This window comes from Microbacterium memoriense, from assembly GCF_025398275.1.
GTDB lineage: Bacteria > Actinomycetota > Actinomycetes > Actinomycetales > Microbacteriaceae > Microbacterium > Microbacterium memoriense.
The window spans coordinates 1-25276 of sequence record NZ_JAODOR010000012.1 but is presented as its reverse complement, the minus strand read 5'-3'; the positions used below and the strand labels follow the sequence as shown (position 1 = coordinate 25276).

Below are 25276 nucleotides of genomic sequence, written 5' to 3'. Positions count from 1 at the left end.
GGGTAGACTTTCCCGTTATGGCTGATGGCCCCCTGATCGTCCAAAGCGACCGCACCGTCCTGCTCGAGGTCGCCCACCCGCAGGCCGAGAGCGCGCGCCACGAACTCGCGATCTTCGCCGAGCTCGAGCGCGCTCCCGAGCACATCCACACGTATCGCATCACCCGGCTCGGTTTGTGGAACGCCCGCGCCGCGGGACATACCGCGGAAGACATGCTCGCGACCCTCGAACGCTGGACGCGGTTCCCGGTGCCCCCGTCGGTGTCGATCGACATCCGCGAGACCGTGGGGCGCTACGGCCGCCTCGTGATCGAACGCGATGTCGAAGGCACCCTCATCCTCCGGGCGATGGATGCCGCGGTTCTGGCCGAAGTCGCCAAGAACAAGCGCATCCAGCCGCTGTTGATCGGCCGCCCCGCTCCCGACACGTTCGTCGTGGATGCCTGGGCGCGCGGACACATCAAGCAGGAACTGCTGAAGATCGGCTGGCCCGCCGAGGACCACGCCGGCTACACGCCCGGCACCCCGCATGAGATCGATCTCGCCGAGGACGGCTGGACGCTGCGGCCGTATCAGCGTCAGGCCGTCGACATCTTCACGGAGGGCGGATCCGGCGTCGTCGTCCTTCCCTGTGGTGCGGGCAAGACCCTCGTGGGCGCCGCGGCGATGGCCGAGACCAAGACGACGACGCTCATCCTGGTGACCAACACCGTGAGCGCCCGCCAGTGGCGTGATGAGCTCCTCAAGCGCACGTCGCTGACCCCCGAGGAGATCGGCGAGTACTCCGGTCAGGCCAAAGAGGTCAAGCCGGTCACGATCGCGACCTACCAGATCCTCACGGCGAAGCGGAAGGGCGAGTACGCTCACCTCGCGCTGTTGGATGCGTTGGACTGGGGCCTCATCGTCTACGACGAGGTGCACCTGCTGCCGGCACCGGTGTTCAAGCTCACGGCCGACCTGCAGGCTCGCCGCCGCCTCGGCCTGACCGCGACCCTCGTACGCGAGGACGGCCGAGAGGGCGATGTGTTCAGCCTGATCGGCCCCAAGCGCTTCGACGCGCCCTGGAAGGAGATCGAGGCCCAGGGCTTCATCTCCCCCGCCGTCTGTTACGAAGTGCGCGTGGATCTGCCGGCATCCGATCGGCTCGAATACGCCGCCGCCGCCGATGACGAGCGCTACCGCCTCGCCGCGACGGCGCACGCGAAGATCCGCGTCGTGCAGGGCCTCGTCGCGCGCCATGCGGGCGAGCAGATCCTCGTGATCGGGCAGTACCTCGACCAGATCGATGTGCTCGCCGAGGCGCTCGATGCGCCCAAGATCACGGGCGCGACCCCGGTCGACGAACGCGAGCAGCTCTACGGCGCATTCCGCGAGGGGCGCGTGCCTGTGCTCGTCGTCTCGAAGGTCGCGAACTTCTCGATCGACCTGCCCGAAGCATCCGTCGCCATCCAGGTGTCGGGGTCGTTCGGCTCGCGTCAGGAAGAGGCCCAGCGCCTCGGCCGGTTGCTGCGCCCGAAGACGAACGGGCACACGGCGAGCTTCTACACGTTGATCGCCCGCGACACGGTCGACCAGGACTTCGCGCAGAACCGGCAGCGTTTCCTCGCCGAGCAGGGCTACAGCTACACGATCCTGGATGCGGACGGCATCGCCGCCTGACCCGCCGCCACCTGCACGGCATCCAGGGTCAGAACGTGCCCCGTCCTCGCCGCCTACAGGGCACATTGCGTCCCCTCCGCCCACGCGCCCGCCATCAGGGGTGCCCATTCTGCCCACCCGCAGTCTGGTGCAGGGCGGTTTGCGCCCCCTCAATCTCGCACGCCATCAAGGGGGCGCATTCTGCCCACCCCCACACTGGCGCGGGGCAGATTAAGCCACCTCAATAGTGGTCGCGCGATCGAGGGGGCGCATTCTGCCCATCTCCGCGCTGGTGCGGGGCAGATTGCGCCCCCTCATCGCCCGGTGAGCGCGCGCAGCGCGACGAATCGCCTACGGCTGAGGCTGAGGAACAGGCGGAGCCCACGCAACCGGAGCCGGCACCGTCAGCACAAGAGTGCGGGGCATCCGGGAGCGCCGGTACAGCCACTCGACGACGGCGACGTATCCACCGATCAGCACCGCCGACGACAGCAGGCTGAAGACACCCTGGTCGGTCGCCGTGGGGTCGCCTCCACCCGCCAGCCCCAGCAGGAATCCCAGCAGGTTGTTGACGACGTGCAGCGCGATGGCTGCTTCGAGCCCGCCCGTCCGCCATGTGAGCCAGCCGGCCGCGACCGCGAAGATCCCGACGCCGATCTGGCCGTAGACGTCGTAGAGATGCCCGAGGACGAACAGGGGCACCGGCAACAGAATCGCGAACGCCGGATGCTTCAGCCACCGCCCGATGGCCTGCATCAGGTACCCGCGGAACAAATACTCCTCGGCCGCCGCCTGCACCGGTACCAAAAGGAGCAGGACGATGAGCGTCGCCAGCCACAGCGGGTTCTCCGCCGGCGGGGTGGATGCGGGGGCGTCGGTCGGGATGAGAAGTGACAGCGCCGTGAGCACCACGGCGATGATGACGGCCGCGCCGGTGCACAGCAGCATCCACCGCCAGCGCAACCGGCCCGCCGCCGACGAGATGAGCCCCACCCGGCGACCGTTCACGATCAGCGACGCCAGAACATACGCGGGGAGCATGAGCGCGATCGTCCCGAGCAGAATCGACACGAGGAACGGGTCGGTCAGATCGAACGTGGGGTTCACCGTCATGGCCTCGAGCTCGCCGAGGAGCGACGCATCAGCGAAGGCCGCGATCACCGTGACGACGAGCACGACCACGAGGAAAGCGATGTAGAAGGCCAGGGAGAGCAGCCCCGTCGCGAGGGGGGTCCACCACCCGCTCCGGCGGCGCGCGAAGATCAGTCGATGGAAGGCGAGGCCCTCCGTCGTCGCATCGGCCGGGAGCGGTCGGGGGGCCTGCATCGGCACCGCAGGAGCAGAGGTCAGCGGAGTGGGCGGCACGGGATGCGGTGACGTCATGCCTCTATCTTCGCCGATCCCGAGCGAGCCAGCACTCAGCTGGCGATCGTCGCGCCGATGCAGATGCCGAGGCAGCCGAAGTACACCACACCGGCGAACAGAGCGTGGAAGGTCACGAGCCCGGGCATCTGCCCACGGAACACCGCGGCGATCGCCGCACCGTAATCACGCCAGAGCCCGTCGCTGCGCCCCGACAGCCGACGCGCGCGGTCGCGGAGGAGCCCGTCCCCGACCGTGTTGCCCACCGTGAGCGCGACGAAGGTGAGCCACGCCCACAAAACCACACCTGTGGCCACGAACAGCAGCCAGAACACGAGTGCGGCGACGCCCGATCCGACGTGTGATGCCACCGCCGTCCCTATCCCGTGGCCCGCGCGGAGGACGCGGGTCAGCAGCACGACACCGGCGGTCATCTGCACCGCGAGGATCCCCAGCATGAGCCATTCCATGGTCGCATGGTACTACGTTCATAGTGCAAATACTAGACTTATAGTGGATGAATGCCCTCCACTCGCGACCGTGCTGTCGACGCCGCTCTGTCTCTGGTCGGCGAGGAGGGCATCCGGGCCCTCACCCACGCCCGCGTCGACGATCGCGCAGGCCTTGCCCGCGGCTCGACGTCGAACTGGTTCCGCACCCGCGATGCTCTTCTCGCCGGCGTGATCGACGGGCTCGCCGAGCGCGAACGATCCGATCTCGCCCGCGGCGAGTCGCCGGCCATCGAGTCGCCGGAGCACCTCGTCGAGGCACTCACCGCCATGATCGTCGCGCAGACCGGTCCCCTCGCCACACGAACCCGCGCACGCTATGCGTTGTTCGCCGAGGCCGCCGGTGACATCGAGCTTCTCGCACCGCTGATTCGCCAGCGCGCGGCGTTCGTGGAGTGGACAGCCGGCCTGCTCGCCGATATCGGCGCCCCGCATCCGGACGAGGCCGTCCGCACCCTGATGGCGACCCTCGACGGACTGGTGCTGCACCGCGTGACGGTGGACCCGGATGCGGAGATCCGGCCGGTCGTCGTGCGCGCGGTGCGCGCCTCCTGCGACTGAAGTCGCCGCCGATCGGCGGTGTCATCCACCCCGCTCGGTCGAATATCCAGCAAACTGAACGATTCCGGTGCCAGACTGGCCCTATGACTGCACCGCGCATCCTCGTCGTGGACGACGAACCGAACATCCGCGATCTGCTCGTCACGAGCCTCCGCTTCGCCGGCTACCAGGTGCGCGCCGTCTCCAACGGCGCCCAGACGATCTCGGCCGTCCTCGAGGAAGAGCCCGACCTCATCATCCTGGACGTCATGCTCCCGGACATGAACGGCTTCAGTGTCACCAAGCGCCTGCGCGGCGCCGGGTACACTGCGCCGATCCTGTTCCTCACGGCGAAGGACGAGACGGAAGACAAGATCGAAGGCCTGAACGCCGGCGGCGACGACTACGTCACCAAGCCGTTCAGCCTCGACGAGATCGTCGCCCGCATCCAGGCGATCCTGCGGCGCACGATGCAGGCCGACGAAGAATCGACGATCAAGGCCGGCGAACTGTCGATGGATCAAGACACGCACGACGTGCTGGTCGGTGACGTGTCGATCGATCTCAGCCCGACCGAGTTCAAGCTGCTGCGCTACCTCATGCTCAACCCCAATCGGGTGCTCAGCAAGGCGCAGATCCTCGATCATGTGTGGGAGTACGACTTCAACGGCGACGCGGGAATCGTCGAGAGCTACATCTCCTACCTTCGCCGCAAGATCGACCCGTACTCCAGCGAGCCGCTCATCCAGACCAAGCGCGGCTTCGGCTACATGCTGAAGGCCGGCAAGACGGCGTAGCCCGCCGTCATGGACACGACGGACGCCCCGGCGCGGCACGCGAAGAAGAACGACCGGGTCACCCTGTGGTGGCGCGAGCTGAGCCTGCGGGCCAAAGTCACCGGCGTCACGGTCGCGGTGCTCGCGATCGGCCTGTTCGCCGCGGGCCTCGGAACGGCTGTGTTCCTCCGCAACGCCCAGATCGCCGAGCGTGACCAATCGATCAGCCAGACGGTGACCCTCGATCAGGCCAGCAGCCTGCTCGACGTCGTGGTGGTCGACGGGGTCGCCACTTTCGCCGCGCCCTCCCCCCTCCCCCTCACGACGTTCTACATCGCCGTCTACGGACCCGACGGCACGCGGCTGGCCACCGGCGGTCCGGCGTCGCAGCATCCCCCCGAATTCCCCGACACGTTCGGACTCGACACGGCGATCATGCAGGGCACGTCGACGTTCGACCTCACGTCCGCCGACGGCGAGACCGTCTTCCACGCCGCCGTCGACATCCTGCAGATTCCGGGGGCGCGCGAAGCGAATGTGCAACTGCTGGCATTGCCGCTGACACCGGTCACCCAGACCGTGCGGAACTTCCTCGGGATCTATTCGATCCTCGCGGTGCTCACCATGATCGGCGGGGCCCTGGCCACACGGTGGCTGGTGACGCTCGCTTTCCGCAGCCTCGGGCAGGTCGAATCGACGGCGATGTCGATTGCGGCCGGCGACTTCAGCCAGCGCATGGGTGACATCTCGCCGCGCACCGAGGTCGGCCGATTGAAGACGGCGATCAACGCCATGCTCGACCGGATCGACCAGGCCCTCGGCCAGCGCGATGCGACCGTACAGCAGATGCGCCGCTTCATCGGCGACGCGAGCCATGAGCTGCGCACCCCCCTCGTCACGGTGCGCGGCTACGCGGAGCTGTACCGGATGGGCGCGATCTCGGGCGACGACCAGATCGCCCAGTCGATGGAACGGATCGAGAAGGAAGCGATCCGGATGGGCGTGCTGGTCGAGGATCTCCTCGCGCTCGCCCGGCTCGACGAGCGCCGTGACATCGTGGTGCGGGACGTCGATCTTCGCCCCATCGCCCGCGACGCCGCATTGGATGCCCGCGCCACCGCACCCGACCGAGAGGTCACCTTCGTCACGCGCGAGTCCGTGCGCACGCCACTCCCCTCGACCACACCGATCACGACACCGCAGGGTGCGACCCCGCGCCGCCCCGCGACGGCATTCGCCAGTCTGTTGCGTCGCCGCGGACGAGCGGTACCGGACGGCGAGGTGCCGGCATCCGAAGAGCCTGCTTTCCTCGCGGTCGCCGGTCCCCCGCCGATCGTCCTGGGTGACGAGAACCGCATCCGCCAGGTCGTGGCCAATCTCCTCGGCAACGCGCGGCGCTACACGCCCGCCGGTTCGCCGATCGAGCTCAGCGTCGGTGTCGACGAGGAGGCCGGTATGGGATGGATCGCCGTCGCCGATCACGGTGAGGGCATTCCCGAGCAGATCCGCGACAAGATCTTCCAGCGGTTCTGGCGCGCCGACACCTCCCGCACCCGCGAGACCGGCGGCTCCGGACTCGGCCTGTCGATCGTCGCATCGGTCGTCGAGGCCCTCCACGGGTCGATCGCCGTGACCGAGACACCCGGCGGCGGCGCAACATTCCGCGTCGCGTTCCCGCTCGCGCACGTGCGGGATGCCGCCGACCACCTGCTCATCGAGACCCAGCCGCTCCCCCGGATCCGCTCGCTCGACGAGTAGCTCGCGCCGCCCGGGGGCCGCATCCGATCCAGGTGGCGCGATGCGCCCACCCACGCAGGAACTCCGGGCAGATCGCGCCCCCTCCCCCGCGCCCTCCTGGACAAGGTGGCGCAATCTGCCCAGAGGCGAGCGCGCACCGGGCAGATCGCGACACCTCGCGCGGCGGGCGAGGCCGAGCTGCCACGGCGCGCAGCCTCCTCCACAGGAGACGGAACGCCCGAGTTGTCCTCAGAGGAGGGGCGACGAGCGGAGGGATGCCGCGCCCCGGCCTAGCGTGGAGCCACATCCAACGGAAATGGGGTCCTCATGGCTATCTTCAGCGTCGACAGCGACGCGGTGATCACCGCGACGGCGGCGATCCGCGCGACCGGCGACCGTCTGCAGGGCGAGACGGCATCGATGCTCGCTCAGCTCACGCATCTGCAGGGATCGTGGACCGGATCGGCGGCCGTCGCATTCCAGGGCGTGATCGAGCGCTGGCGGCACGCACAGACGGAACTCGAAGCCGCGCTCGGCGACATCGGCGGCGCGCTCGCGCACGCCGGCAATCAGTACGCGCAGACCGAACTGTCGGCGGCCGGTCTCTTCCGCTGAGCCCGGCCCCGGCCGCGCCACGCGCGCGCCTTCGTCCCCCTTGTCCCACTTTGGGCACCCCTTGTCCCACTTTGGGCAGCCCTTGTCCCACAAATGGTTGCTTTTCGGCCCCAGAAACGACCACAAGTGGGACATGGTCCGGCCCGGGTAGACATGCAGCCCCGGTGGGCATGCAGAAGGGCCCCTCCGCGAGGAGAGGCCCTTCTGTCAGTGCAGGTTCAGCGGACTCAGAAGTCCATGCCACCCGACGGGTCGCCCATCGGGGCGGCAGCCTTCTCGGGCTTGTCTGCCACGACGACCTCGGTCGTCAGGAACAGGGCCGCGATCGATGCCGCGTTCTGCAGCGCCGAACGCGTGACCTTGGCCGGGTCGATGATGCCCTGTGCGAACATGTCGCCGTACTCGCCGGTCGCGGCGTTCAGGCCGTGACCGATCGGGAGACCGGCAACCGTGTTCGCCACAACGCCGGGCTCGAGGCCCGCGTTGAGAGCGATCTGCTTGAGCGGAGCCTGGATCGCAACGCGCACGATGTTCGCACCGGTCGCCTCGTCACCGGTGAGCTCGAGGGCGTCCAGCGCCTTCTTGCCCGCCTGGATGAGCGCGACGCCACCACCGGCGACGATGCCCTCTTCGACAGCTGCCTTCGCGTTGCGAACGGCATCCTCGATGCGGTGCTTGCGCTCCTTGAGCTCGACCTCCGTCGCAGCGCCCGCCTTGATGACGGCAACGCCACCGGCCAGCTTCGCGAGACGCTCCTGGAGCTTCTCGCGGTCGTAGTCGCTGTCGGTGTTGTCGATCTCGCGCTTGATCTGCGTGACGCGACCCTCGATCTGGGAAGCCTCGCCGGCACCCTCGATGATCGTGGTCTCGTCCTTGGTGATGATGATCTTGCGCGCACGGCCGAGCAGGTCCGTGGTGGCGTTCTCGAGCTTGAGACCGACCTCCTCGGTGATGACCTGTCCGCCGGTCAGGATCGCGATGTCCTGCAGCTGAGCCTTGCGACGGTCGCCGAAGCCGGGAGCCTTGACGGCAGCCGACTTGAAGATGCCACGGATCTTGTTCAGCACCAGAGTCGCGAGGGCTTCACCCTCGACGTCCTCGGCGATGATGACAAGCTCCTTGCCCTCCTGGATCACCTTGTCGACGATCGGCAAAAGGTCCTTGATGTTGGAGATCTTCTGGTTCGCGATCAGGACGTAGGCGTCCTCGAAGACCGCCTCCTGGCGCTCCGGGTCGGTGACGAAGTAGGGGTTGATGTAGCCCTTGTCGAAGCGCATGCCCTCGGTGAGCTCGAGCTCGGTGCCGAAGGTGTTGGACTCCTCAACGGTGACCACACCTTCCTTGCCGACCTTGTCGATCGCCTCGGCGATCAGTGCGCCGATCGCCGGGTCCGCGGCCGAGATGGATGCCGTGGCAGCGATCTCTTCCTTGGTCTCGATCTCCTTGGCCGAAGCCAGCAGCTCGTCGGTGATGGACTTGACGGCCTTCTCGATGCCCTTCTTCAGGGAGATCGGGTCGGCGCCGGCTGCGACGTTGCGCAGGCCTTCGCGGACGAGCGCCTGAGCGAGAACGGTCGCGGTGGTGGTTCCGTCACCGGCGACGTCGTCGGTCTTCTTGGCGACCTCCTTGACGAGCTCCGCGCCGATCTTCTCGAACGGGTCGTCCAGCTCGATTTCCTTGGCGATGGAGACGCCGTCGTTCGTGATCGTGGGGGCGCCCCACTTCTTCTCGAGTACGACGTTGCGACCGCGCGGGCCGAGCGTCACCTTGACGGCGTCGGCGAGGATGTTCAGGCCGCGCTCGAGGCCACGGCGGGCCTCTTCGTCAAAAGCGATGATCTTTGCCATAAGTGTGTCGTCCCTCCCGGACGTGAGGATGAGTCTTTAGCACTCACGTGGAGTGAGTGCTAACCCATTCTGGCACTCGACAGGGGGGAGTGCAAGCCGCGACCGTCAAGGGCATCGCACGCAGAACGGCCTCGACGCGGCAGCGTCGAGGCCGTTCTGGACAGTGGTTGTCAGACGGGGCGCACGGCCTCCGCTTGCGGGCCTTTCTGGCCGGCGCCGACCGTGAACTCGACCGCCTGCCCCTCCTCGAGGACCCGGAAGCCGTTCATGTCGATGTTCGAGTAGTGGACGAAGATGTCTTCGCCTCCGTCGGCGGTGATGAATCCGAAGCCCTTTTCGGCATTGAACCATTTAACGGTGCCGCGGGTCTGTGCGCTCATTCTGGATCTCCTGATGCTGTGGGACTTCGCCATGCTAACGAGCCGCTGAGCGGCGAAATCGCCGAATCCGCAACTATTGACATGTGCGCATCGAAGTGTTCACACGCGTGAAACACGCGGCTCAACCGGCGGCGTCGGTCGTCCGATCGAGGCCGATCACGAGGACGAGCTGCTTCGTGGTCCCATCCCCCAGAAGATCGGCATAGGCGTCCGTCAACGCGACCTCTGCACCCCCGACCACTTGCGCGAGTCCGCGCGCGGCGCCCTCGTCGGCGGGGTCCGCGTAGAAGACGGTCGTGGTCGCGAAGTCATCCGACCCGGCTTCTCCCGCCGTGACGTCGGCCGCGTTCCAGCCGGCCGCGACGATCACGTCGCCGAGCTGACGGCCGAGACCCGACTGCGGGGTCGCATTGAGAACGGTGACCTCGTAAGACGGGTCGACGACGGCCGCCACCGGCGGGACGACGACGGCCGTCGCGGACGGCGTCGGGAACACCGTGATCCGGCCCGTCGCGATCAGCGTGCCGAAGATCCCGATGGCCACGAGCGCAACGGTCGCCACCGCCGACCAGAGGAAGATGACCCCGCCACGCATGCGCGGGTTCTCGGCCCGGTGAGCGCCGATCCGGCTGTTGTCGACGGGGAGCTCGTCGAAGCGATCCTGGGGTGGGGCGGTCTTCGGCACCTGAGAATGCTATCGGCCCGAAGCTGTGGACACCGTGGCACGGGCGCCGCGCTCACGCGCACGCGCGTCACGCAGGCGACGCAGCCGGTGGACGAGCAGCGGGTCGTGTGCCACGGCATCCGCTGTCTCGATCAGGCGCCCCAGCAGCTGGTAGTAGCGGGCGGGGGTGAGGTCCAGGTCGCTGCGGATGGCTTCTTCCTTCGCGGCGCCGTGCTGCTGCCACCGGGCTTCGAAGGCCAGGAGCATCTCGTCGCGGTCGGAAAGGGGCACCCCTCCACGCTATCCCCGCGCGGCGGTCGCACCCGGGCGCGACGCGGCGCCGTCGCGGAATCGCCACCATCCCCCGAGCGGATCGGCCGCCGCCTCCACCCGTCCGTCAAGGGCGACGGCGAAGCCACCCCGCCAGGCGTCGAGATCGATCGGCACCTCCCATCCGTCGTGGAGCTCCGGCGCATCGATCGTGATCCAGCGCCCGGCCGCCCGTGCCGCGTCGATCACGCGCCGCCGCCCGGCCCAGGGAATGTGGGCGAGCACCCCGGGCGTCTGGATCACGAGCGTCGCGCCGGCGGGGGCGGATGCCGCGACGTCTGCGAGCGCGTCGACGGCGTCGCCCGCGACCATCAGCGGCGGATCGGCCGCAGCGATCGCGAGCGCGTCCCGCACCCGCTGCGCGCGGCCCGTCTCACCCGGCCAGACGAGACCCTCGAGCCACGCAGACGTGTCGGACGCGGCCGGATCGAGCGGGTGGAGATCGAGCCCGGCCCGCCAGACGATCTCCGGCAGGGCGACCTCCGGCATCCGCTCACCCCGCGCCTCGCACTCGAGGACAACAGACGACGGGCCGGATGCCGGGTCGAGCGCGATCGTGCCCGCCGCACCGGAGTAGCGATACGAGTACCGGTCGGGATACAGACACAGTCCCGCGCTCGCCCCGACCTCGAGCAATGCGATCGGCCCCTCGATGCGGCTGAGCGTCGGCAGGAGCGCCGCGCAGCGCAGCGGTTCGTTCGTCTGCAGCGAGCGACGGCCGCACTCCGCGACCACCGCATCGGCGTGAGCGAGAATCCACTCGCGCCACACAGCGAAGCCCGGCTCACCGGAGCCGAGCAGGCGGGTCACGGCGAACACGAGCGGCGGCTGACGGTGCCGCGCCGGGATGCGGGCCAGCACCGTCTGCACGTCCGCATCCGCGGCGACGCCCGCCGCCCACTGCGCATAGAGATCCGAGCGTCCGGGCGCCTCGTCGCGGGCGAAACGGCCGAAACGCTCGGCGACGGCATCGTTCGGGTGGTCCACTCCCCCATTCTCGGGGAACACGTGCGCGCAGGTTCGGGTTGAATAGGGGTGGACGTAAGGAGTCTGAAATGAACTACCGCGTAGACAAGACCGATGAGCAGTGGCGAGCAGAGCTGTCCCCCGACCAGTACGCCGTCTTGCGTCAGGCCGGCACCGAGCGGGCCTGGACGGGCGAGCTGCTCGACGAGAGTCGCGCCGGTCTCTACGCCTGCGCGGCATGCGGGTCGGATCTCTTCCAAAGCGGCACGAAGTTCGATTCGCACTGCGGATGGCCGAGCTTCTACGAGTCGGTGCGCCCCGAAGCGGTCGAGTTGATCGATGACAGCTCGCACGGCATGCAGCGCACCGAAGTTCGCTGCGCGGCCTGCGGTTCGCACCTCGGGCACGTGTTCCCGGATGGCTTCGGCACGCCCACCGGCGACCGGTACTGCATGAACTCGTTGTCGCTGTCGTTCACGCCCGAGCAGACCCCGTGATCGATGCGCTGACCGATCACCCCGCGTTCGCCGCCGCGCGTGCGCGCCGGTCGTGGTCGAAAGTGACCGACGAGGCGCCCGACCGCGACGAGCTCCTCGCCTTGATCGCGGCCGCCGGCCGGGTCGCCGATCACTCGGCGCTCCGCCCGTGGCGGCTGATCGAACTGCGCGGTGCGGACCGCACCCGGCTCGGCGCGGCGATCGCCAAAGCGGAGGGCGACAGCAAGCCGTCGACCAAGCCGATGCGCGCACCGCTGTTGATCGCCGTCGTCGCCAGTTACCGCAAGACCGACAAAGTCCCCCGCTGGGAGCAGGAGGCCGTCGCCTCGGGAGTCGCCCACATGTTGAGCCTGCTGCTGGACGAAGCCGGATGGGGCGTCTTCTGGCGCACCGGCTCCTCCACGCGCTCGAAGGCGGTCGCGAAGGCGCACGGACTGGGCAAGAACGAAGAACTGCTCGGGTGGCTCTACGTCGGCGGCAAGCCCGCGGGCGCCCGCGCCGGCCGGCGCAAGCCCGTCGACGCCAAGAAGTTCCTCACCCGGATGCCGAAGAAGGCCTGACGAAGCGCTCAGCGGCGGCGCCACGGCGCGGCCGCGACGACGACCGAGAGCAGCGCGACCAGCACCATCACGAGTTCGGTCAGCCATCCCGGTCCGGCGTCCGCCGGCCAGATCGCGTCCAGAGCGAACGCCGTGAGCAACTGCCCGGCGACGGCGCCGAGCCCGAGCAGCAGCACGCCGGTGTGCACCACGAGCGCGGCCGACAGAAAGATGTACGTCACCCCGACCACGCCACCGAGGTAGAGCCATGCGTCGCCCGGCAGCGCATGCGGCGCACCGACGATCGCGACATGGATGCCGGCGGCGACAACGAGAATCGCCGTGCCGCCGATGAAGTTCACGAGGGTCGCGGTCAGCGGCGTTCCGACGCGCTGACGGAGGCGGCCGTTCGTGGCCTGCTGCCAGGCGATACCGATGCCCGCCAGGATCGGGAGGACCAGCATCCACAGCGGAACCCGCTCGAGAACACCGCCCTGCAGGGAGATCCCGACCGCGAGGAGCGCGAGCGCGCCGCCGGCGATGCGCGGCATCGTGACGGCGACGACTCCGGCCGGGCCGTATCCGGCGCGATCGAGCACGAGACCGTTGATCGTCTGCCCCGCGACGACCCCGACCGTGAAGAGGGACACGCCGATGACCGCGACGGCAAGCCCCTGGGTTGCCACCGTGAGCGCACCCGCGGCGCCGCCTGCCAGCATCCACCACGGGATCGTCCGCGAGCGGATGCCCGTGGCCAGCGCCCGGAATCCCCGCCGGCCGGCGGGGAGCGCCAGCGACAGGACGATGAGGACGATCAGCCCTGAGCCGAACGAGATGGCGGCCGCGACGAAGCCGTCGTCCAGACGGAGCCCCAATTGCCCGTTGACGCGCGCCTGGATCGCGGTGAGGATACCGACGACGACGGCCCCGCCCAGAGCCACGCCCGCCGGAAGCCGGGCGGGAGCGGGGTGAGGGGACATCCTCGACAGCCTAATCGGCGGGACCGATACGATCGGATGTCCCGCGGGATGCGGCACTCGATGAGGAGAACCGATGAGCAAGGCAGCCCTGTACGACGAGATCGGCGGCCCCGATGTGCTGTACATCGGGGAGGTTCCTGACGCAGCGCCTGGTCCCGGCGAAGTCGCCGTGCGCGTCGGCGCCGCCGGCCTCAACCCGTACGATGCGAAGGTCCTCTCGGGCGCCATCCCCACGAAGGCGTCGTTCCCCCGGCGTATCGGCGGGGATCTCGCCGGCACGGTGGAGGCTGTCGGCGAGGGCGCCGTCTACGCCGACGGCACTCCGATCGAGGTCGGCGACGAGGTGCTCGGCCGGGCCGCGGGAGCGATCTCCGAACGGGTGATCGCCGCCGCATCCGATCTCGCCCGCCGCCCCGCCGCGCTTCCGGTCGACGTCGCCGGCGGCCTGTACGTCGCGGGCCTGACCGCCGTCGCCGTTCTCGACACGCTGCCGGTCGACTCCCGCGACACGGTTCTCATCGGTGGTGCCGCCGGGGGCGTCGGCTTCATCGCGGCGCAACTGGCGGTCGCCACCGGCGCGCGCGTGATCGGCACGGCATCCGCCCGCAATCACGACCTGCTGCGCTCACTCGGCATCGAGCCGCTCACCTACGGCGACGACCTCGCGACCCGCGTCGCCGCGCTGGGTGCACCCACAGCGGTCTACGACTGCCACGGCCGTGATGCGTTGAATGCCGGCATCGCGCTGGGCCTGTCCCCCCAACGCATGGTCGCGATCGCCGCCGGACCAGCCGGCGACGAGCTCGGCGTCCGCACGGCGGGACGCGAGGCCAGAACGGCCGTGAACCTCTCGATCCTCGCGGCTCGCGTCGCGGCCGGCGAGATCGTGGTGCCGGTGTCGGCGAGCTACCCGCTCGATCAGGTCGCTGCGGCATTCACCGCGCTAGGGCGTGCTCACGCGCCAGGCAAGGTGATCGTGACCCCGTAAGCGAGATCGGTTCAGTCCTTCTCAGCGACGACGACGGTGAACGTCAGGTCCTCTATGCCGGCATCGGTGTTCGTCAACGTGACGTCCGTTGACCCCACCGAGAGCGCCGTGACCCCGGGATTCATCACTGCAGTTCCTCCGGCATCGCCCGCGACGAACTCCGCGATCGCGGGATCGGCGACATCACCGGTGTAGCTGTCGACGGCGAGATCACCCGTGTTGATGTTCAGCGCCTGACCGACGATGAGATCGACGGTCTCGCCCTGCAGGTCGCCCGCGTCGAGGGTGACCGGCGCGATCACGTCGCCACCTGCCTCCGTGGCACCCTGGCAGGCTGTCAGGCCCACGAGAGCGAGGGCGAAGGCGAAAGTGGCGGCGGCGCGGCGAATGTTCATCGCTCCATCATGGACCCACCGAACCTGCGGTGATGGCCCTTACGGTGCCGGCTACAGGACTTGAACCTGCAACCCCCTGTTTACGCTGATGATTCTCTGGCCCTCTGAATGCGCCGCGATACCTAGCCTCGTGCTACCCAGAGTAGCCGTACCGGACCACCTGCTACCAGTCTCATTCGTCACCTATTCGTCACCTCTACGACGACCATTCGGCGAATCTTGTCGCCTTGCCACGAGCACCGATCAAGCGCGAATGCGCTCCTTGCGTCGCGATCACGATGAAGCGTGTGCGTTGACCAAAGAGGATGAATTCCGAAACGCGCTACGAGGACTGCGCAGCATCTTGAACACTCAACTGCTGACGGACCGCCCATAGCGCCAACTGCGTTCGATCGGACAAACCTGTCTTCTTAAGTGCGGACTGAAGATGTGACCGTACGGTGTGGACTGAAACGCACAGGTGCTGCGCGATGTCCTCGTTGCTCGTGATCCCTCTCGCTAGAGTTACCGTCACACGAAGTTCAGCGGCCGAGAGCGTGGCAGCCGATACATCAAGCTGTGCACCGCGTCCACGTCGGACGAATTCCCGAAGAACCGGCGTCATCATGGTGGTCGAAACCACAGCGTCGCCTCGATGCGCAGTACGTATTGCTTCCACCAGCCGCTCTGAATCGTGGCTCTTCAATAGGTATCCCACGGCGCCTGCGTCTAGAGCATCCCTGACGTACCCTTCTAGCGCGAAGCTCGTCATTACGATCACGGCGGGGCGGTGTGGCGACTCATCGAGAAGTCGCTTCGTTGCTTCCACGCCGCTCATTCCGGGCATCTGAAGGTCCATCAAGATCACGTCGGGCTGTTCGCTGCGACCAGCCATGACCGCGTCGATCCCGTTCCCTACTTCACCGACAACCTCGATATCCGGGGCATTGTCCAATTGCAGACGCATTCCGATCCGCACTGCGCGGTTGTCGTCTGCAATCAGCACTCGTATGCGTTGTGACTTCGTCATGAGATTGTCCTACTGAGTGGGTCGTCGATAAGCGGAATCCAGAGGCGCACGCGCCACCAACCCGGGCCGACGGGGCCAGCTTCGAGCGTCCCGTGCAGGAGCTCAACGCGCTCACGCATTCCTGTCAGACCCCAGCCCAGGTTGAAGTCGGCGGTAGGCGGCGTCCCATCGCCGACGAGTGAGTTCTCAACGACTACCTCCAACGCGGCATCGTGCGCGTCTATCTGCACTCGTGCTGCAGCGCCGGGCGCATGTTTCGCGACGTTTGTCATCATTTCCTGTAGTGCGCGATACGCAGTGCTCGACACCACGGCGGGAAGTTTGTCCAATGACCCCGAGGTATGGAGACTCGCTGCCATCCCGACTCGTCGCCAGTAGTCGGCCAGCTCAGGAGCGCGCAGAAGGTCCGCGGTACCCCCGGGTGCCTCGACGCCTGCCGCTCGAAGGTCCGCGAGCGCGCCGGCCAGGCTGGCCGCAGCAAAGCGACCTTCGCTACGAACGGCCGCCACCAGTTCAAGTGCCCGTGTCGGCTGCCTCGGAGCAATAGCGAGCGCTGCCTCCGAGAGGGTGATGAGACCCGCGAGATGCTGACCGGCGACGTCGTGCAGCTCCTGAGCGATTCGCGCACGCTCGTGTTGCTGTGCATCCGCGACTCGGCGAGCGTGTTCGTTAGTCGAACGCGTGGCCTCGTCTCGAGCTGCAGCGACCCGCCGTACACGCGCTCCCCACCAAATGCCCAATGCTGTCGCGCCTGCGGCGGGCGCCGCGAACCGCGCCGCTTCGCCAAGAACGTACCCCGTGGTCGACACCTGGCTCGTGCCCACGCCCGAGAGCAAGAGCCACAGCCAGAGACCCCCCATCGCCGCAACGACTGCGCCGGCGGACCACAGACAGCTCGCGATCACGGAAGCGCGTGCTGCGTGGACGAACAAGGAAGCCGCGATTCCGAGGGACATTCCAGTCAGCCACGAAGGAATGCCGAGACCGATCGCCAGCAGCAAGTACGTGACGACCGTAAGCACGATGGTGAGTCGGGGGAATCGGTCGGCCAATGTCAGAACGCCCGCCTGAACGGCGCAACCTACAACTAACAGGCTCACCACGACATCTTCTGGCAGAGCCAGCCCCCAGTGGATGGTTCCGCCAAGAAGCGCTGTCACGGGAATGGACAGCACCTGTATCGCAGTTGTCACGAAGATCGTCAGTGCAAAAATGAGAGCGGTCCGCCGCGAGCCGAGCAGCGGGTCGTATCCCCCATCGGCGCCCAGCAGTTCGTGTTTGACGTCTTCAGTGCTCATCACAACTCCTCGTGCTCACCGTAGCCGCCACGCCGAATAACGTGTGCGCCAGCGGCTAACGGAGTCTCATGACCACCACCGCGCGGTCCCGCAGCGATAATGCCGCGGGGTGGCACCGGGGCTCTCTCGGTGCCACCGTGAATCAGCAGACCGCGGAGTGTCGACGACACGGAGACGTTGCTCAAGCACACAGAGGCGCTGATATAGCTCGCGAACTGTCCGTTCCGCTGCTCATCGTGATCCCGCTCCATCGCCTGCAACGAAAGTAGATATCCCATTTGTCGTCACCTCCCTTGCCATGTTCTAGTCGGCCCGCTGACCGCGGACGCCGTCGGCTCCAAAAACGAGAGAGGCCCAAGGGCTCGGGCCTGGCCGGAGCGCCGAGCCAATACCGCAAGGACTCCCGCCGCACCCGACGCCAGATCGCACGACGCACGCAGCAAACCGTTGCCAGCAAACCGTGTTCCCTGGGACTGGTGCAGCGAGTACTGACATGTCGCGAAGGTGTTTGAACGGGACACCATGGTCGTGACAGAACGCGGAGACATCGCGGAGCATCTCCTCGCCGCCCGACGGCGTCGTGCTGATGTGAATCTTCCAACCCTGTTCAGGAAGAGTCGCTCCAGGAGCAAGCCAGTGCACCCAATGGCGGTCCGAGCCAGACCTCCAACTTGTCCAGTCACGACCTTCGTCTGGCCTAAATAGGGCTGCATTCACCGCCTGAGTGCGGCCGGGTACGGATGGCTCGTCGAGAATGCCGCACGAACCGGTACCACCCGACCCCCAAAATGTTCTCCGTGACGCATCCGTCGGAGCACATTGTCCGGTCTTCAGTACTCGTGACCCGACCAGCCGCGGTCCCCAGCCCGAGCCTTCGCTCCGAGGTCTCTCGCCCCGCGCGCGGAAACACTGGTGTCTCTGTCGCGCCGATTCCGATAGTCCAACCGCGCCACAAAGAACATTCATTCAAATGAATGACGCCACTACGTGTTCGCTGGAGCGAAGATCTGTGACGGCGCGTAGCTCGACTCGGCGAACAGCACCTCCCTGGGCGCTGGGTGTTGAACATCGACCAACCAACGTCGGGAGTAATCGAGCTGCAGACAACGCGACAAGCGTGAGTTGAAGCTGCTGCCGAGACAAGACCGGGCTCAACGAGGTCGATGCGCATCTGCTGGCCGACACCCGCGCGCGGTCCGCCCCGCTAGATACTCCGTTTGAATCGCTGACCATACCCACCAGGGCGCGCCGAAGTGAGCGGCCCGCTGGCAGTCCCAGCCTCGAACTCCTGCTGGCGGTCGTCACGCCTCTCGTCTCAGTGACGTCCGAGCGGCGTGCAGCCGACAGGTGAATAGCAGAGGCAACCGAGCTGTCCGACCCGTCAGGATTCGTGCGCGGTCGCGTTTGGAACATGACACAAAACAACGTCACCCGCGGACATGGGGCCCGCCTTACGGCGCTCACGGCTGGTGGGATCAGGTACGGCTTCAAGTTTTCCGGCGGACTCCACATGGTCGCGCGGGCAGAGGCGCGCGGAAAATAGTGGCTCCGGGCAATCAATCACTTCGCGCGATGCTGTCCGCGACGCGCACAACCGTGTCAACGACGACCCTGTCAGATGTGATGCTCGACTTCGCGACAGGTAGCTGGGCCTATCCGTCAATCACTCTTCGGAGTCCGGCGATCGTGGCGGTTGGATCACGGAGCGCGCTGATCGCGGTCGCTGTTATCGTCCAAATGAGTGAAGTCACCGACGACGTAGTCACTCGAAGGTGCGAGCCCTGACGGCTGGCGCACTCTCCCGACCGAGATCCGAACTGGTTCTGCAAGGGTTTGGCGTCGTCGGGCACAGCAAAGCGAATATGCCATGCGATAGCTGCATCAGTCCCCGCATGTGCGCCGGTGTTAGCGTCGCACCATGATGTGCATTGTGACCCGCGGACGAACATGGCAGTAGAAGTCCGCGCGAGGGCATGCTCCCCGTGGGTTCGCCGCAGCCAGTCGTGCGCGGCCGGCGGAGCGCCGAGTGAACGGTAGCCACGCGAAGCGGATCGGCCCCGCAGTCGGCTGGTTTCTTGCCGGTACCGCGCTGACCGGCGCTCTGGCATGGTCGATGCTCACTGTCGTACGCCCGCCTGATGATCCGACCAGCGCCGCCAAGTTCACGCTCGTGGAGGTGGTTGCCGGAGAGGTCGGATCAACGGTCCGCTTGAACACCGTCGCGGCTTGGACGACATCACCCGTCGGGACTAACCGCGCGGTCGGAGTCGTGACATCGATAGGTGCGGAAGCTGGCGCGGAAGTATCGCAGGGGTCCGCGCTCTACTCGGTGGACCTGCACCCTGTCGTGATTGCGCGGGGTGTCGTCCCTTCGTTCCGGGACATCAGTGAGGGTTCCAAAGGCGAAGATGTACGTCAGATCCAACAGCTACTTGCCGACCTCGGGTTCTATCGGGGCGAGGTGGGCGGCGAGGCGGGAACCGTTACGGCAGCTGCGATCCGCGCATGGCAGAAGAGCCTGAACGTCGAAGTCACGGGAACAGTCCGCAGCGGCGACGTGATCTTTGTCCCTACTCTGCCAGCGCGCGTTGCGCTGAACATAGAGGAAATCTATAGAGGGGCATCACTCGTTGGGGGTGAATCCGCTGTTTCCGGGCTCTCGCCCTCGCCGGCATTCAACGTGCCCGTTACCGACTCTCAAGCGTCACTCATGCCAGCGGGCACTCGCGTACTGATCACGTCGCCAAACGGGAGCGTGTGGGACGCTGTCGCGGAGGAACAGGTTCGTGACGAGGTGGCGGGATCGATCACGGTCAAACTCGGATCAGGCGGACAGGATCCTATTTGCAAGCAAGAGTGCGCACAGATTCCTGTTGACGACTCGATCACTCTGAGTTCCGAAGTCGTGACGGTGGAGACGGTGACTGGACTGGTGGTGCCCTCAGCAGCGCTGGTGTCCGCCGCAGACGGCCAACTGGCAGTCATTGATGAAGCGGGAATCCGTCGATCCGCCACCGTGATGGGCACCGCTCGAGGAATGGCCGTGATCGACGGCGTCGATGCTGGCGTTCGTGTTCGAGTCCCCGGGGAGGCGACCGGATGACCGTCATACTCGAAGCGTGTGATGTTTCGTTCGGCTACTCCGGCGGTCAGACAATCGTCGACGGATTCAGCGCCAAGTTCCATGCTGGAACGACGACCGCAATTACAGGACCATCCGGTCGAGGCAAGTCGACGATGCTGTACTTGCTAGGCCTAATGCTGGCGCCCCGCTCTGGCGAAGTCGTTGTCGAGAGCAAGAACGCGAGTCGGGCGCAGGACAAGGAGCGCGCGGACCTGAGAGCGCGGAAGTTCGGATTCGTCTTTCAGGACGCAGCGCTGGACTCATCTCGGACCGTACTCGACAACGTGACCGAACCAGCGCTATACCGCGCGCAAAGCCGCAAGGAACTGGAACCCGCCGCCCGAGATCTGCTGGCGAGGTTCAAGGTCGATGTGCCAGCGCACAGGAAGCCGGGACAGGTCTCAGGAGGGCAGGCGCAGCGAATCGCTCTGTGCCGCGCGCTGCTAGGCAGCCCAAAGATTCTGCTCGCCGACGAGCCGACCGGCAATCTCGATCCCGCTACTGCGCAAGTGGTTATTGATGCCTTACGAGAGCACGCTCACAATGGGTCCGCCGTGATCGTGGTGACCCATTCGCCGGACGTTGCCGCCGTCTGCGATGCAGAAGTGCGGCTATGAGGCGTCTCGCACTGGAAGCGTGGGCGTCCGCCAGGGCGCAGCCGGTTGGCTCCACGCTGACAATGCTCGTTATTGCCGGCATGGTGGTGACGGTCATGATGACTACGGGTAGGACCGTCGCTGCAGAGCAAGAAGTACTATCGTCCATCGACAGCGTCGGCACTCGCACCATCCAAATCCGCGCGGAGGATGCTGCGGGTGTCACTGGCGAGATCCTCGAGAGGATCAGAGCCATAGAGGGAATCGAGTGGGCTGGCGCGTTCTCGTCGGCCGTCGATGGTCGGAACGCACGTATTCCTGGCGGCCCCCCGGTCGCCGTTCGCTACGTTTACAGCGATCGGCTTGAAGCCTTGGGGATCCTCACCGAGGGGACAGTGGGGGCCAGTGCGTTTGCGTCGCAGGCCGCTCTCGACCTGCTAGGGCTTCCTGATGTTGCTGGTGCAATCACACTTACAGACGGTCTCACTGCCACCGTCTACGCACGACTGGACGCTCCCGATTTCCTGGACGAGTTCGAGCCCATCGTGCTTGTTCCTGGCGAAACGCCTGCTTCAACGCCAGTCAACCTAGTGTTCGTGATCGCGGAGTCCCCAGAGCTAGTCGCGCCCGTCGCCGACGCTGTGCTGTCGGTAGTTGGCGCGGACGACCCCAGTAGGGTGACCGTTCAAACCAGTGAGAGCCTGGCGGCGTTGCGGTCAATAATCAAGTCTCAACTCGCCAACTCCTCTCGAAGCCTTGTCCTTGGTGTCCTCGGAGTGGCATCGGGCCTGGTCGCCACGATCCTGTTCGGTCTCGTGATGATGCGGCGGAAGGACTTCGGGCGACGGCGAGCTCTTGGTGCTACGCGGGGCTTTATTGTTCGACTCCTGATCGCCCAGACGGCACTGCTGGCGACGGCGGGTGTGATCACCGGTGTCCTGCTATCAGTTGGCATCGCGGTGACCGTCCGTGACCCAATCCCCGGCCCGACGTTCGTGCTGGCCCTTGGGACTCTGGGTCTGGCCGCCGCGGTCGCCGCTGCCGTTCCGCCCGCTATGATCGCTAGCCGCAGGGAGCCTATACGCGAGCTACGTGTGCCCTGAATGCCTCGAGGGAACCTGCGAGGACTCCGGGGCATACCTATCCGTCATACCGTCGCTCCGGGCGGGACGAGCGCGCTCGGAGTTTTGTGCAACTAGAACCTAGCTCCGCCTTCGCCAACGTTGGTTTGCAGTGATGCTATGGAACCGCTGCTGCGCGGCCGCGCACGAGACTACGTGACCGCTGCGCCTGTTCCCCCGCCATCGTTCAGGACGCGCTGTCTGTATCCCTCCGTCAGCGCAGAAACGGCCGCACCCTCGACGGCGATCACATGGGCGCCGGTGGGAATGACGCAGACGAGGGTCGTCACCGCGGTCCGATCAAGCGCCATCTGGTGTCGAATACGGTTCCCTATAAGAAGCGGGTGTCGAGTGCCCTCGTCGGGTGCGCGTTTGCGAAGGTGGCAAAGGGCGCAATCGTGGCGTCGACCCGATAATCCGCCTCGATACCGCCAAGCCGAAGTTGGTTACACTCGGCCACTCTGTTCGCTGGGGCATCTCACGTGTCAGGAGGAAGAGCACCGTGGTCAGGTCCAGTACGGACCAAGATGCCTGAATGAGATTCTCCACCAAACCGCAACTTCGAGTTCGTGCGGGCAGGGCTCATCAGGATCGAGGGTGCCGCCGATGGCCGAGAGCGCCTGCACAGTCCACCACCGACGGGATCGCAAGGGCTCCGCAGTCACCACTCATGCCCCGCGCACTACAAGGTGTCGCTACCTACATGCTCGTTGTATCGACTCGGCGCTGTTCAGGGCGTGTAACAACCTGAGTAGGTGAGTTGATGCGATCCCCATGTGAAGTTCACGGCGCTCGCAGACGACTTGGTGGAGTAGAACTGCCTCGACCTCCACACACCGTCACCCGGCCACCACTTGCCTTGGTTGTTATTGATGCTCGTCCAGATGTTGTGGGAGGTATCCCCCATCGTTGTAGAGCCCGAGTACAGCTTGCTACTTCCGCTGCATCCGAGCGGAGTCAAGGTGTTACTTCCCGCCCAAGTGGGCGATGCTGTGAGCAGCACCAGCCCAACGGCAATGATCTTTCCTTTCATGTGGTCGGACTAGGTGGATGACTCGACCGGTCGATGATCTACTACAGATCGGACGGCGCTTGAGGGCAGTCACGGCTGAGTTGAGACCGCTGGTCTTCGCTCAATGGGCCGCTGAACGCCTCCGCGAACGGTAACCAGGGCGCCGTGTAGTAGGTCTCTTTGAACACCTCACGAGACGGCCGGGGCGGGACCTCGTACTTCAGGTTCTGAAGACAGTCAGTGAGCTCGCCGACGTAATAGTCGTAGAGCTTGTCCAGTTGGGCTGGTGTCAATCGCCCCTGATGCGAGGGGTCCCGTGGAAACATGACGGTGCAGCTGTAGCGAGCAACGTGAAAGCTCTGCATCTGAGCTTGCGGTACTCCGCTCCACTCGATTGACCCGTCCCCGGGTGACGTGACAGCTGGAAATCCTTCGTCCCGAAGGCACTGAGATATCACGTCCGCCCATTCATCGGTGGTTACCGTGCGCACCGGCTCCACATCGGGCCGCAGCGCATCGGGATAGACGGAAACAACGTCGCTCCAAGCGCCGTCGGCGGCTGAGGATGCGTCGAGTTCACCGGCCTCCGGAGTAGACCCTTCGGCGGCGAGAGTTGGTGCGCACCCGGGGAGCCCCAGGAGAGCGACAAGCAGGAACGTCGCGCATCCAGCAACTTTTGATCCTTTGGTCTTGTTCACATGACCCCCTCGTCTGACGCATCCTGTCGCACAACCGGCCGCGAGGCATGAAGCTTGATCGGCCTCCGACGATGCCGCCGTCCCATTTTCTGTTGCCATCAGCGCACTCACGAGCCGTCACAGCTTGGTTTCCATACCCACTGCGCTTTCGACTGCTCACTTTGATGGGCGGGCCAGGATTCGTCTGAACGGATGAGTTCTACTTAGGCAGCGGGCACTCACGCGTGTTCCTCGCCGCCCGCCAACCGCCGCCCTCTCGAGGCCCACCGATGACGAGCGTTCACTCTGAGACGCATCACGGCCAAGAGCAGAACGTGCGCGCCGGCATGCACCCCAGCGGAGGAATCATCCGTACGGATGATTCCTCCGCTGGGCGCTCGTATGACCCCGGCACGGGTTTCAGACCCGAACGCGCGTAATTGCGGGCGTTCACGCGTAGCTAGCCATCTCGATTGTCGTCGCCAATGGCCGCCAGCCGTTCGCGAGGCGAAGTTGGATCGTGGATCTCGCGCTTCCCGAACTGCTTCTATGTGCCCAACATCACAACGCCGAAGTCGAACGGCGCCGTCGATCCTGGCGGCTTCCTCAACGATGAAGGCCTACATCAACTGAAAGGCGAATCCGCACATGAAACAGCGCAATCGTGCATCCCGTCCGCTACTGGCCGTGTTCGCCGCCCTGGCACTCGTCCTCGCCCCCGCGGGCGCCGCCAGCGCGTCGTACTACCACGACCTGGGTAGCGGGTCGTGTACCACCGCTACCGCGTTCATTCGCAGCAACTCCACTGGATACACGGCCCACTACCGGCAGAACGTGATGTTGGCATCCTGGAACAACAGCATGTTCGGTGCGACCAGACAATCATCGATGGCGCGCACCTGGAGCGCGGCCACCGTCACCGGCCAAGACGGAGCAACCGCGACACCAGCGCACCTTTCCTGGGCCTACACCGGATGCGGTGGTGTGTGATCGGTAAGCACCGGAGCCTGGCGGCGGCGGTTCTGATTCTGGGGGCGTCGCTGCTCGTCGGATGCGCGGGGGGCGCAGCCGCGGCGCCCCCCGCGCCAACGGTTGACGCTGCCACTGAGAAGCGGATGATCGACGAGGCCGCGAACCAAGCGTGGGGCGAAGTTCAGCGAATGTTTCCGGATGCGGAACGACCTCAGGTTGAGCAGGTGCGTGTCGTTACGGCGGCCGACTCAGCAAAAGTCGTCGCACAGTGCATTCAGGAGCTCGGCTACCCGGCGACAGCCCGCGAAGACGGCGGCATCTCGTTCGGTGCGACGCCCGAGGCACAGGCGGAACAGCAGAACATTGCCGTCTATACCTGTCGCGTGAAGTACCCCACAGATCCCGCGTTTACTCTGCCGCCAACGGACGATGAGATCGCCTATCTCTACGACTATTACGCCAACACGCTGGTGCCATGCCTAGCCGAACGCGGCTATGACATCGAGATGCCGAGCAAGGGTGCTTTTGTGGATTCGACGAATGTGAACGGCATTCCGTGGTCGCCCTACCAGGAACTGGCATCGGTGGGCGGCGGCGAACTGGACGCCCTATTACTTGAGTGCAAGCAGACACCTCACGGGTTTCGGGGCGGCGAGTAAATGCGATGTAGGCCAATGCGGACCGAAGGGGCTTGACCCCTGATCT

General features: G+C 66.1%; 26 protein-coding genes. 13 read left to right on the top strand and 13 right to left on the bottom strand.

What is annotated here, in order from left to right:
- Positions 1–17 precede the first annotated feature (17 nt).
- The gene (locus tag N4R40_RS11220; RefSeq protein WP_261607474.1) at positions 18–1658 is read left to right on the top strand and encodes a DNA repair helicase XPB; all 1641 of its coding nucleotides are present in this window, start codon (positions 18–20) and stop codon (positions 1656–1658) included.
- 330 nt (positions 1659–1988) lie between these two features.
- On the opposite strand, the gene N4R40_RS11215 is transcribed toward N4R40_RS11220, so the two are convergent.
- Positions 1989–3020 carry a CPBP family intramembrane glutamic endopeptidase gene (locus N4R40_RS11215; protein WP_261607473.1) on the bottom strand — a complete coding sequence of 344 codons (1032 nt, stop codon included), beginning with the start codon at positions 3018–3020 and terminating at the stop codon, positions 1989–1991.
- A gap of 35 nt (positions 3021–3055) precedes the next feature.
- Positions 3056–3469, bottom strand: coding sequence for a hypothetical protein (locus N4R40_RS11210; RefSeq protein WP_261607472.1), 414 nt, complete (start codon positions 3467–3469; stop codon positions 3056–3058).
- A gap of 51 nt (positions 3470–3520) precedes the next feature.
- On the opposite strand from N4R40_RS11210, the gene N4R40_RS11205 reads away from it, so the two are divergent.
- The 4 genes from N4R40_RS11205 (at position 3521) to N4R40_RS11190 (ending at position 7176) form a co-directional block, all read left to right on the top strand.
- Complete coding sequence (locus tag N4R40_RS11205) at positions 3521–4069, top strand: TetR/AcrR family transcriptional regulator (RefSeq protein WP_261607471.1); 549 nt, start codon at positions 3521–3523, stop codon at positions 4067–4069.
- An 83-nt stretch (positions 4070–4152) separates the two neighbouring features.
- Positions 4153–4845, top strand: coding sequence for a response regulator transcription factor (locus N4R40_RS11200; protein WP_261607470.1), 693 nt, complete (start codon positions 4153–4155; stop codon positions 4843–4845).
- A gap of 9 nt (positions 4846–4854) precedes the next feature.
- On the top strand, positions 4855–6582 hold the full coding sequence (locus N4R40_RS11195) for a sensor histidine kinase (protein WP_261607469.1): 1728 nt from the start codon (positions 4855–4857) through the stop codon (positions 6580–6582).
- Between the two features lie 306 nt (positions 6583–6888).
- Positions 6889–7176 (top strand): WXG100 family type VII secretion target, encoded by a 288-nt coding sequence (locus tag N4R40_RS11190; protein WP_261607468.1) that lies wholly within the window; start codon positions 6889–6891, stop codon positions 7174–7176.
- A gap of 227 nt (positions 7177–7403) precedes the next feature.
- Here N4R40_RS11190 and groL read toward each other — a convergent pair whose 3' ends face one another.
- The 5 genes from groL to N4R40_RS11165 form a co-directional block, all read right to left on the bottom strand.
- A complete protein-coding gene (gene groL, locus N4R40_RS11185; protein WP_261607467.1) occupies positions 7404–9023 on the bottom strand; it encodes a chaperonin GroEL in 1620 nt (539 codons plus the stop codon).
- Between the two features lie 170 nt (positions 9024–9193).
- Positions 9194–9403 carry a cold-shock protein gene (locus N4R40_RS11180; protein WP_261607466.1) on the bottom strand — a complete coding sequence of 70 codons (210 nt, stop codon included), beginning with the start codon at positions 9401–9403 and terminating at the stop codon, positions 9194–9196.
- A 121-nt stretch (positions 9404–9524) separates the two neighbouring features.
- Positions 9525–10088 carry a LytR C-terminal domain-containing protein gene (locus tag N4R40_RS11175; protein ID WP_261607465.1) on the bottom strand — a complete coding sequence of 188 codons (564 nt, stop codon included), beginning with the start codon at positions 10086–10088 and terminating at the stop codon, positions 9525–9527.
- A gap of 9 nt (positions 10089–10097) precedes the next feature.
- A complete protein-coding gene (locus N4R40_RS11170) occupies positions 10098–10358 on the bottom strand; it encodes a DUF3263 domain-containing protein (RefSeq protein WP_261607464.1) in 261 nt (86 codons plus the stop codon).
- A 9-nt stretch (positions 10359–10367) separates the two neighbouring features.
- The gene (locus N4R40_RS11165; RefSeq protein WP_261607463.1) at positions 10368–11384 is read right to left on the bottom strand and encodes a DUF2332 domain-containing protein; all 1017 of its coding nucleotides are present in this window, start codon (positions 11382–11384) and stop codon (positions 10368–10370) included.
- 68 nt (positions 11385–11452) lie between these two features.
- Here N4R40_RS11165 and msrB point away from each other — a divergent pair, with 68 nt between their 5' ends.
- Entirely contained in the window at positions 11453–11860 is a 408-nt protein-coding gene (gene msrB, locus N4R40_RS11160) for a peptide-methionine (R)-S-oxide reductase MsrB (RefSeq protein WP_261607462.1), read from the top strand.
- Positions 11857–12420, top strand: a complete 564-nt coding sequence (locus tag N4R40_RS11155) for a nitroreductase family protein (RefSeq protein WP_261607461.1) — start codon at positions 11857–11859, stop codon at positions 12418–12420. Before msrB ends, N4R40_RS11155 begins: the two co-directional genes overlap by 4 nt.
- Before the next feature lie 8 nt (positions 12421–12428).
- On the opposite strand, the gene N4R40_RS11150 is transcribed toward N4R40_RS11155, so the two are convergent.
- Complete coding sequence (locus N4R40_RS11150; RefSeq protein WP_261607460.1) at positions 12429–13379, bottom strand: DMT family transporter; 951 nt, start codon at positions 13377–13379, stop codon at positions 12429–12431.
- Positions 13380–13452: 73 nt separating this feature from the next.
- On the opposite strand from N4R40_RS11150, the gene N4R40_RS11145 reads away from it, so the two are divergent.
- A complete protein-coding gene (locus N4R40_RS11145; protein WP_261607459.1) occupies positions 13453–14367 on the top strand; it encodes an NADP-dependent oxidoreductase in 915 nt (304 codons plus the stop codon).
- Between the two features lie 11 nt (positions 14368–14378).
- On the opposite strand, the gene N4R40_RS11140 is transcribed toward N4R40_RS11145, so the two are convergent.
- The 4 genes from N4R40_RS11140 to N4R40_RS13210 all read right to left on the bottom strand — a co-directional run bounded on the left by N4R40_RS11140 (position 14379) and on the right by N4R40_RS13210 (position 18035).
- A complete protein-coding gene (locus N4R40_RS11140; RefSeq protein ID WP_261607458.1) occupies positions 14379–14762 on the bottom strand; it encodes a hypothetical protein in 384 nt (127 codons plus the stop codon).
- A gap of 322 nt (positions 14763–15084) precedes the next feature.
- Positions 15085–15771 carry a response regulator transcription factor gene (locus tag N4R40_RS11135; protein WP_261607457.1) on the bottom strand — a complete coding sequence of 229 codons (687 nt, stop codon included), beginning with the start codon at positions 15769–15771 and terminating at the stop codon, positions 15085–15087.
- A complete protein-coding gene (locus N4R40_RS11130; RefSeq protein WP_261607456.1) occupies positions 15768–17069 on the bottom strand; it encodes a sensor histidine kinase in 1302 nt (433 codons plus the stop codon). The genes N4R40_RS11135 and N4R40_RS11130 overlap by 4 nt, the downstream gene beginning before the upstream one ends.
- A gap of 303 nt (positions 17070–17372) precedes the next feature.
- Positions 17373–18035 carry a class III lanthionine synthetase LanKC N-terminal domain-containing protein gene (locus tag N4R40_RS13210; RefSeq protein WP_456085675.1) on the bottom strand — a complete coding sequence of 221 codons (663 nt, stop codon included), beginning with the start codon at positions 18033–18035 and terminating at the stop codon, positions 17373–17375.
- 1060 nt (positions 18036–19095) lie between these two features.
- Between N4R40_RS13210 and N4R40_RS11125 the strand changes: the two genes are divergently transcribed.
- Genes N4R40_RS11125 through N4R40_RS11115 form a run of 3 tightly spaced genes read left to right on the top strand, consistent with a single transcriptional unit; the run spans position 19096 to position 21892 of the window.
- Positions 19096–20172: a peptidoglycan-binding domain-containing protein gene (locus tag N4R40_RS11125; RefSeq protein ID WP_261607455.1), complete on the top strand. Its 1077-nt coding sequence runs from the start codon at positions 19096–19098 to the stop codon at positions 20170–20172.
- Complete coding sequence (locus tag N4R40_RS11120) at positions 20169–20810, top strand: ABC transporter ATP-binding protein (RefSeq protein WP_261607454.1); 642 nt, start codon at positions 20169–20171, stop codon at positions 20808–20810. The genes N4R40_RS11125 and N4R40_RS11120 overlap by 4 nt, the downstream gene beginning before the upstream one ends.
- Positions 20807–21892, top strand: a complete 1086-nt coding sequence (locus N4R40_RS11115; protein ID WP_261607453.1) for an ABC transporter permease — start codon at positions 20807–20809, stop codon at positions 21890–21892. The genes N4R40_RS11120 and N4R40_RS11115 overlap by 4 nt, the downstream gene beginning before the upstream one ends.
- 1092 nt (positions 21893–22984) lie before the next feature.
- On the opposite strand, the gene N4R40_RS11110 is transcribed toward N4R40_RS11115, so the two are convergent.
- A complete protein-coding gene (locus N4R40_RS11110) occupies positions 22985–23620 on the bottom strand; it encodes a hypothetical protein (protein ID WP_261607452.1) in 636 nt (211 codons plus the stop codon).
- A gap of 627 nt (positions 23621–24247) precedes the next feature.
- On the opposite strand from N4R40_RS11110, the gene N4R40_RS11105 reads away from it, so the two are divergent.
- Both N4R40_RS11105 and N4R40_RS11100 read left to right on the top strand, forming a co-directional pair.
- Positions 24248–24589 (top strand): hypothetical protein, encoded by a 342-nt coding sequence (locus N4R40_RS11105; RefSeq protein WP_261607451.1) that lies wholly within the window; start codon positions 24248–24250, stop codon positions 24587–24589.
- Positions 24586–25230 (top strand): hypothetical protein, encoded by a 645-nt coding sequence (locus tag N4R40_RS11100; RefSeq protein ID WP_261607450.1) that lies wholly within the window; start codon positions 24586–24588, stop codon positions 25228–25230. The genes N4R40_RS11105 and N4R40_RS11100 overlap by 4 nt, the downstream gene beginning before the upstream one ends.
- The last annotated feature ends 46 nt before the right edge of the window (positions 25231–25276 follow it).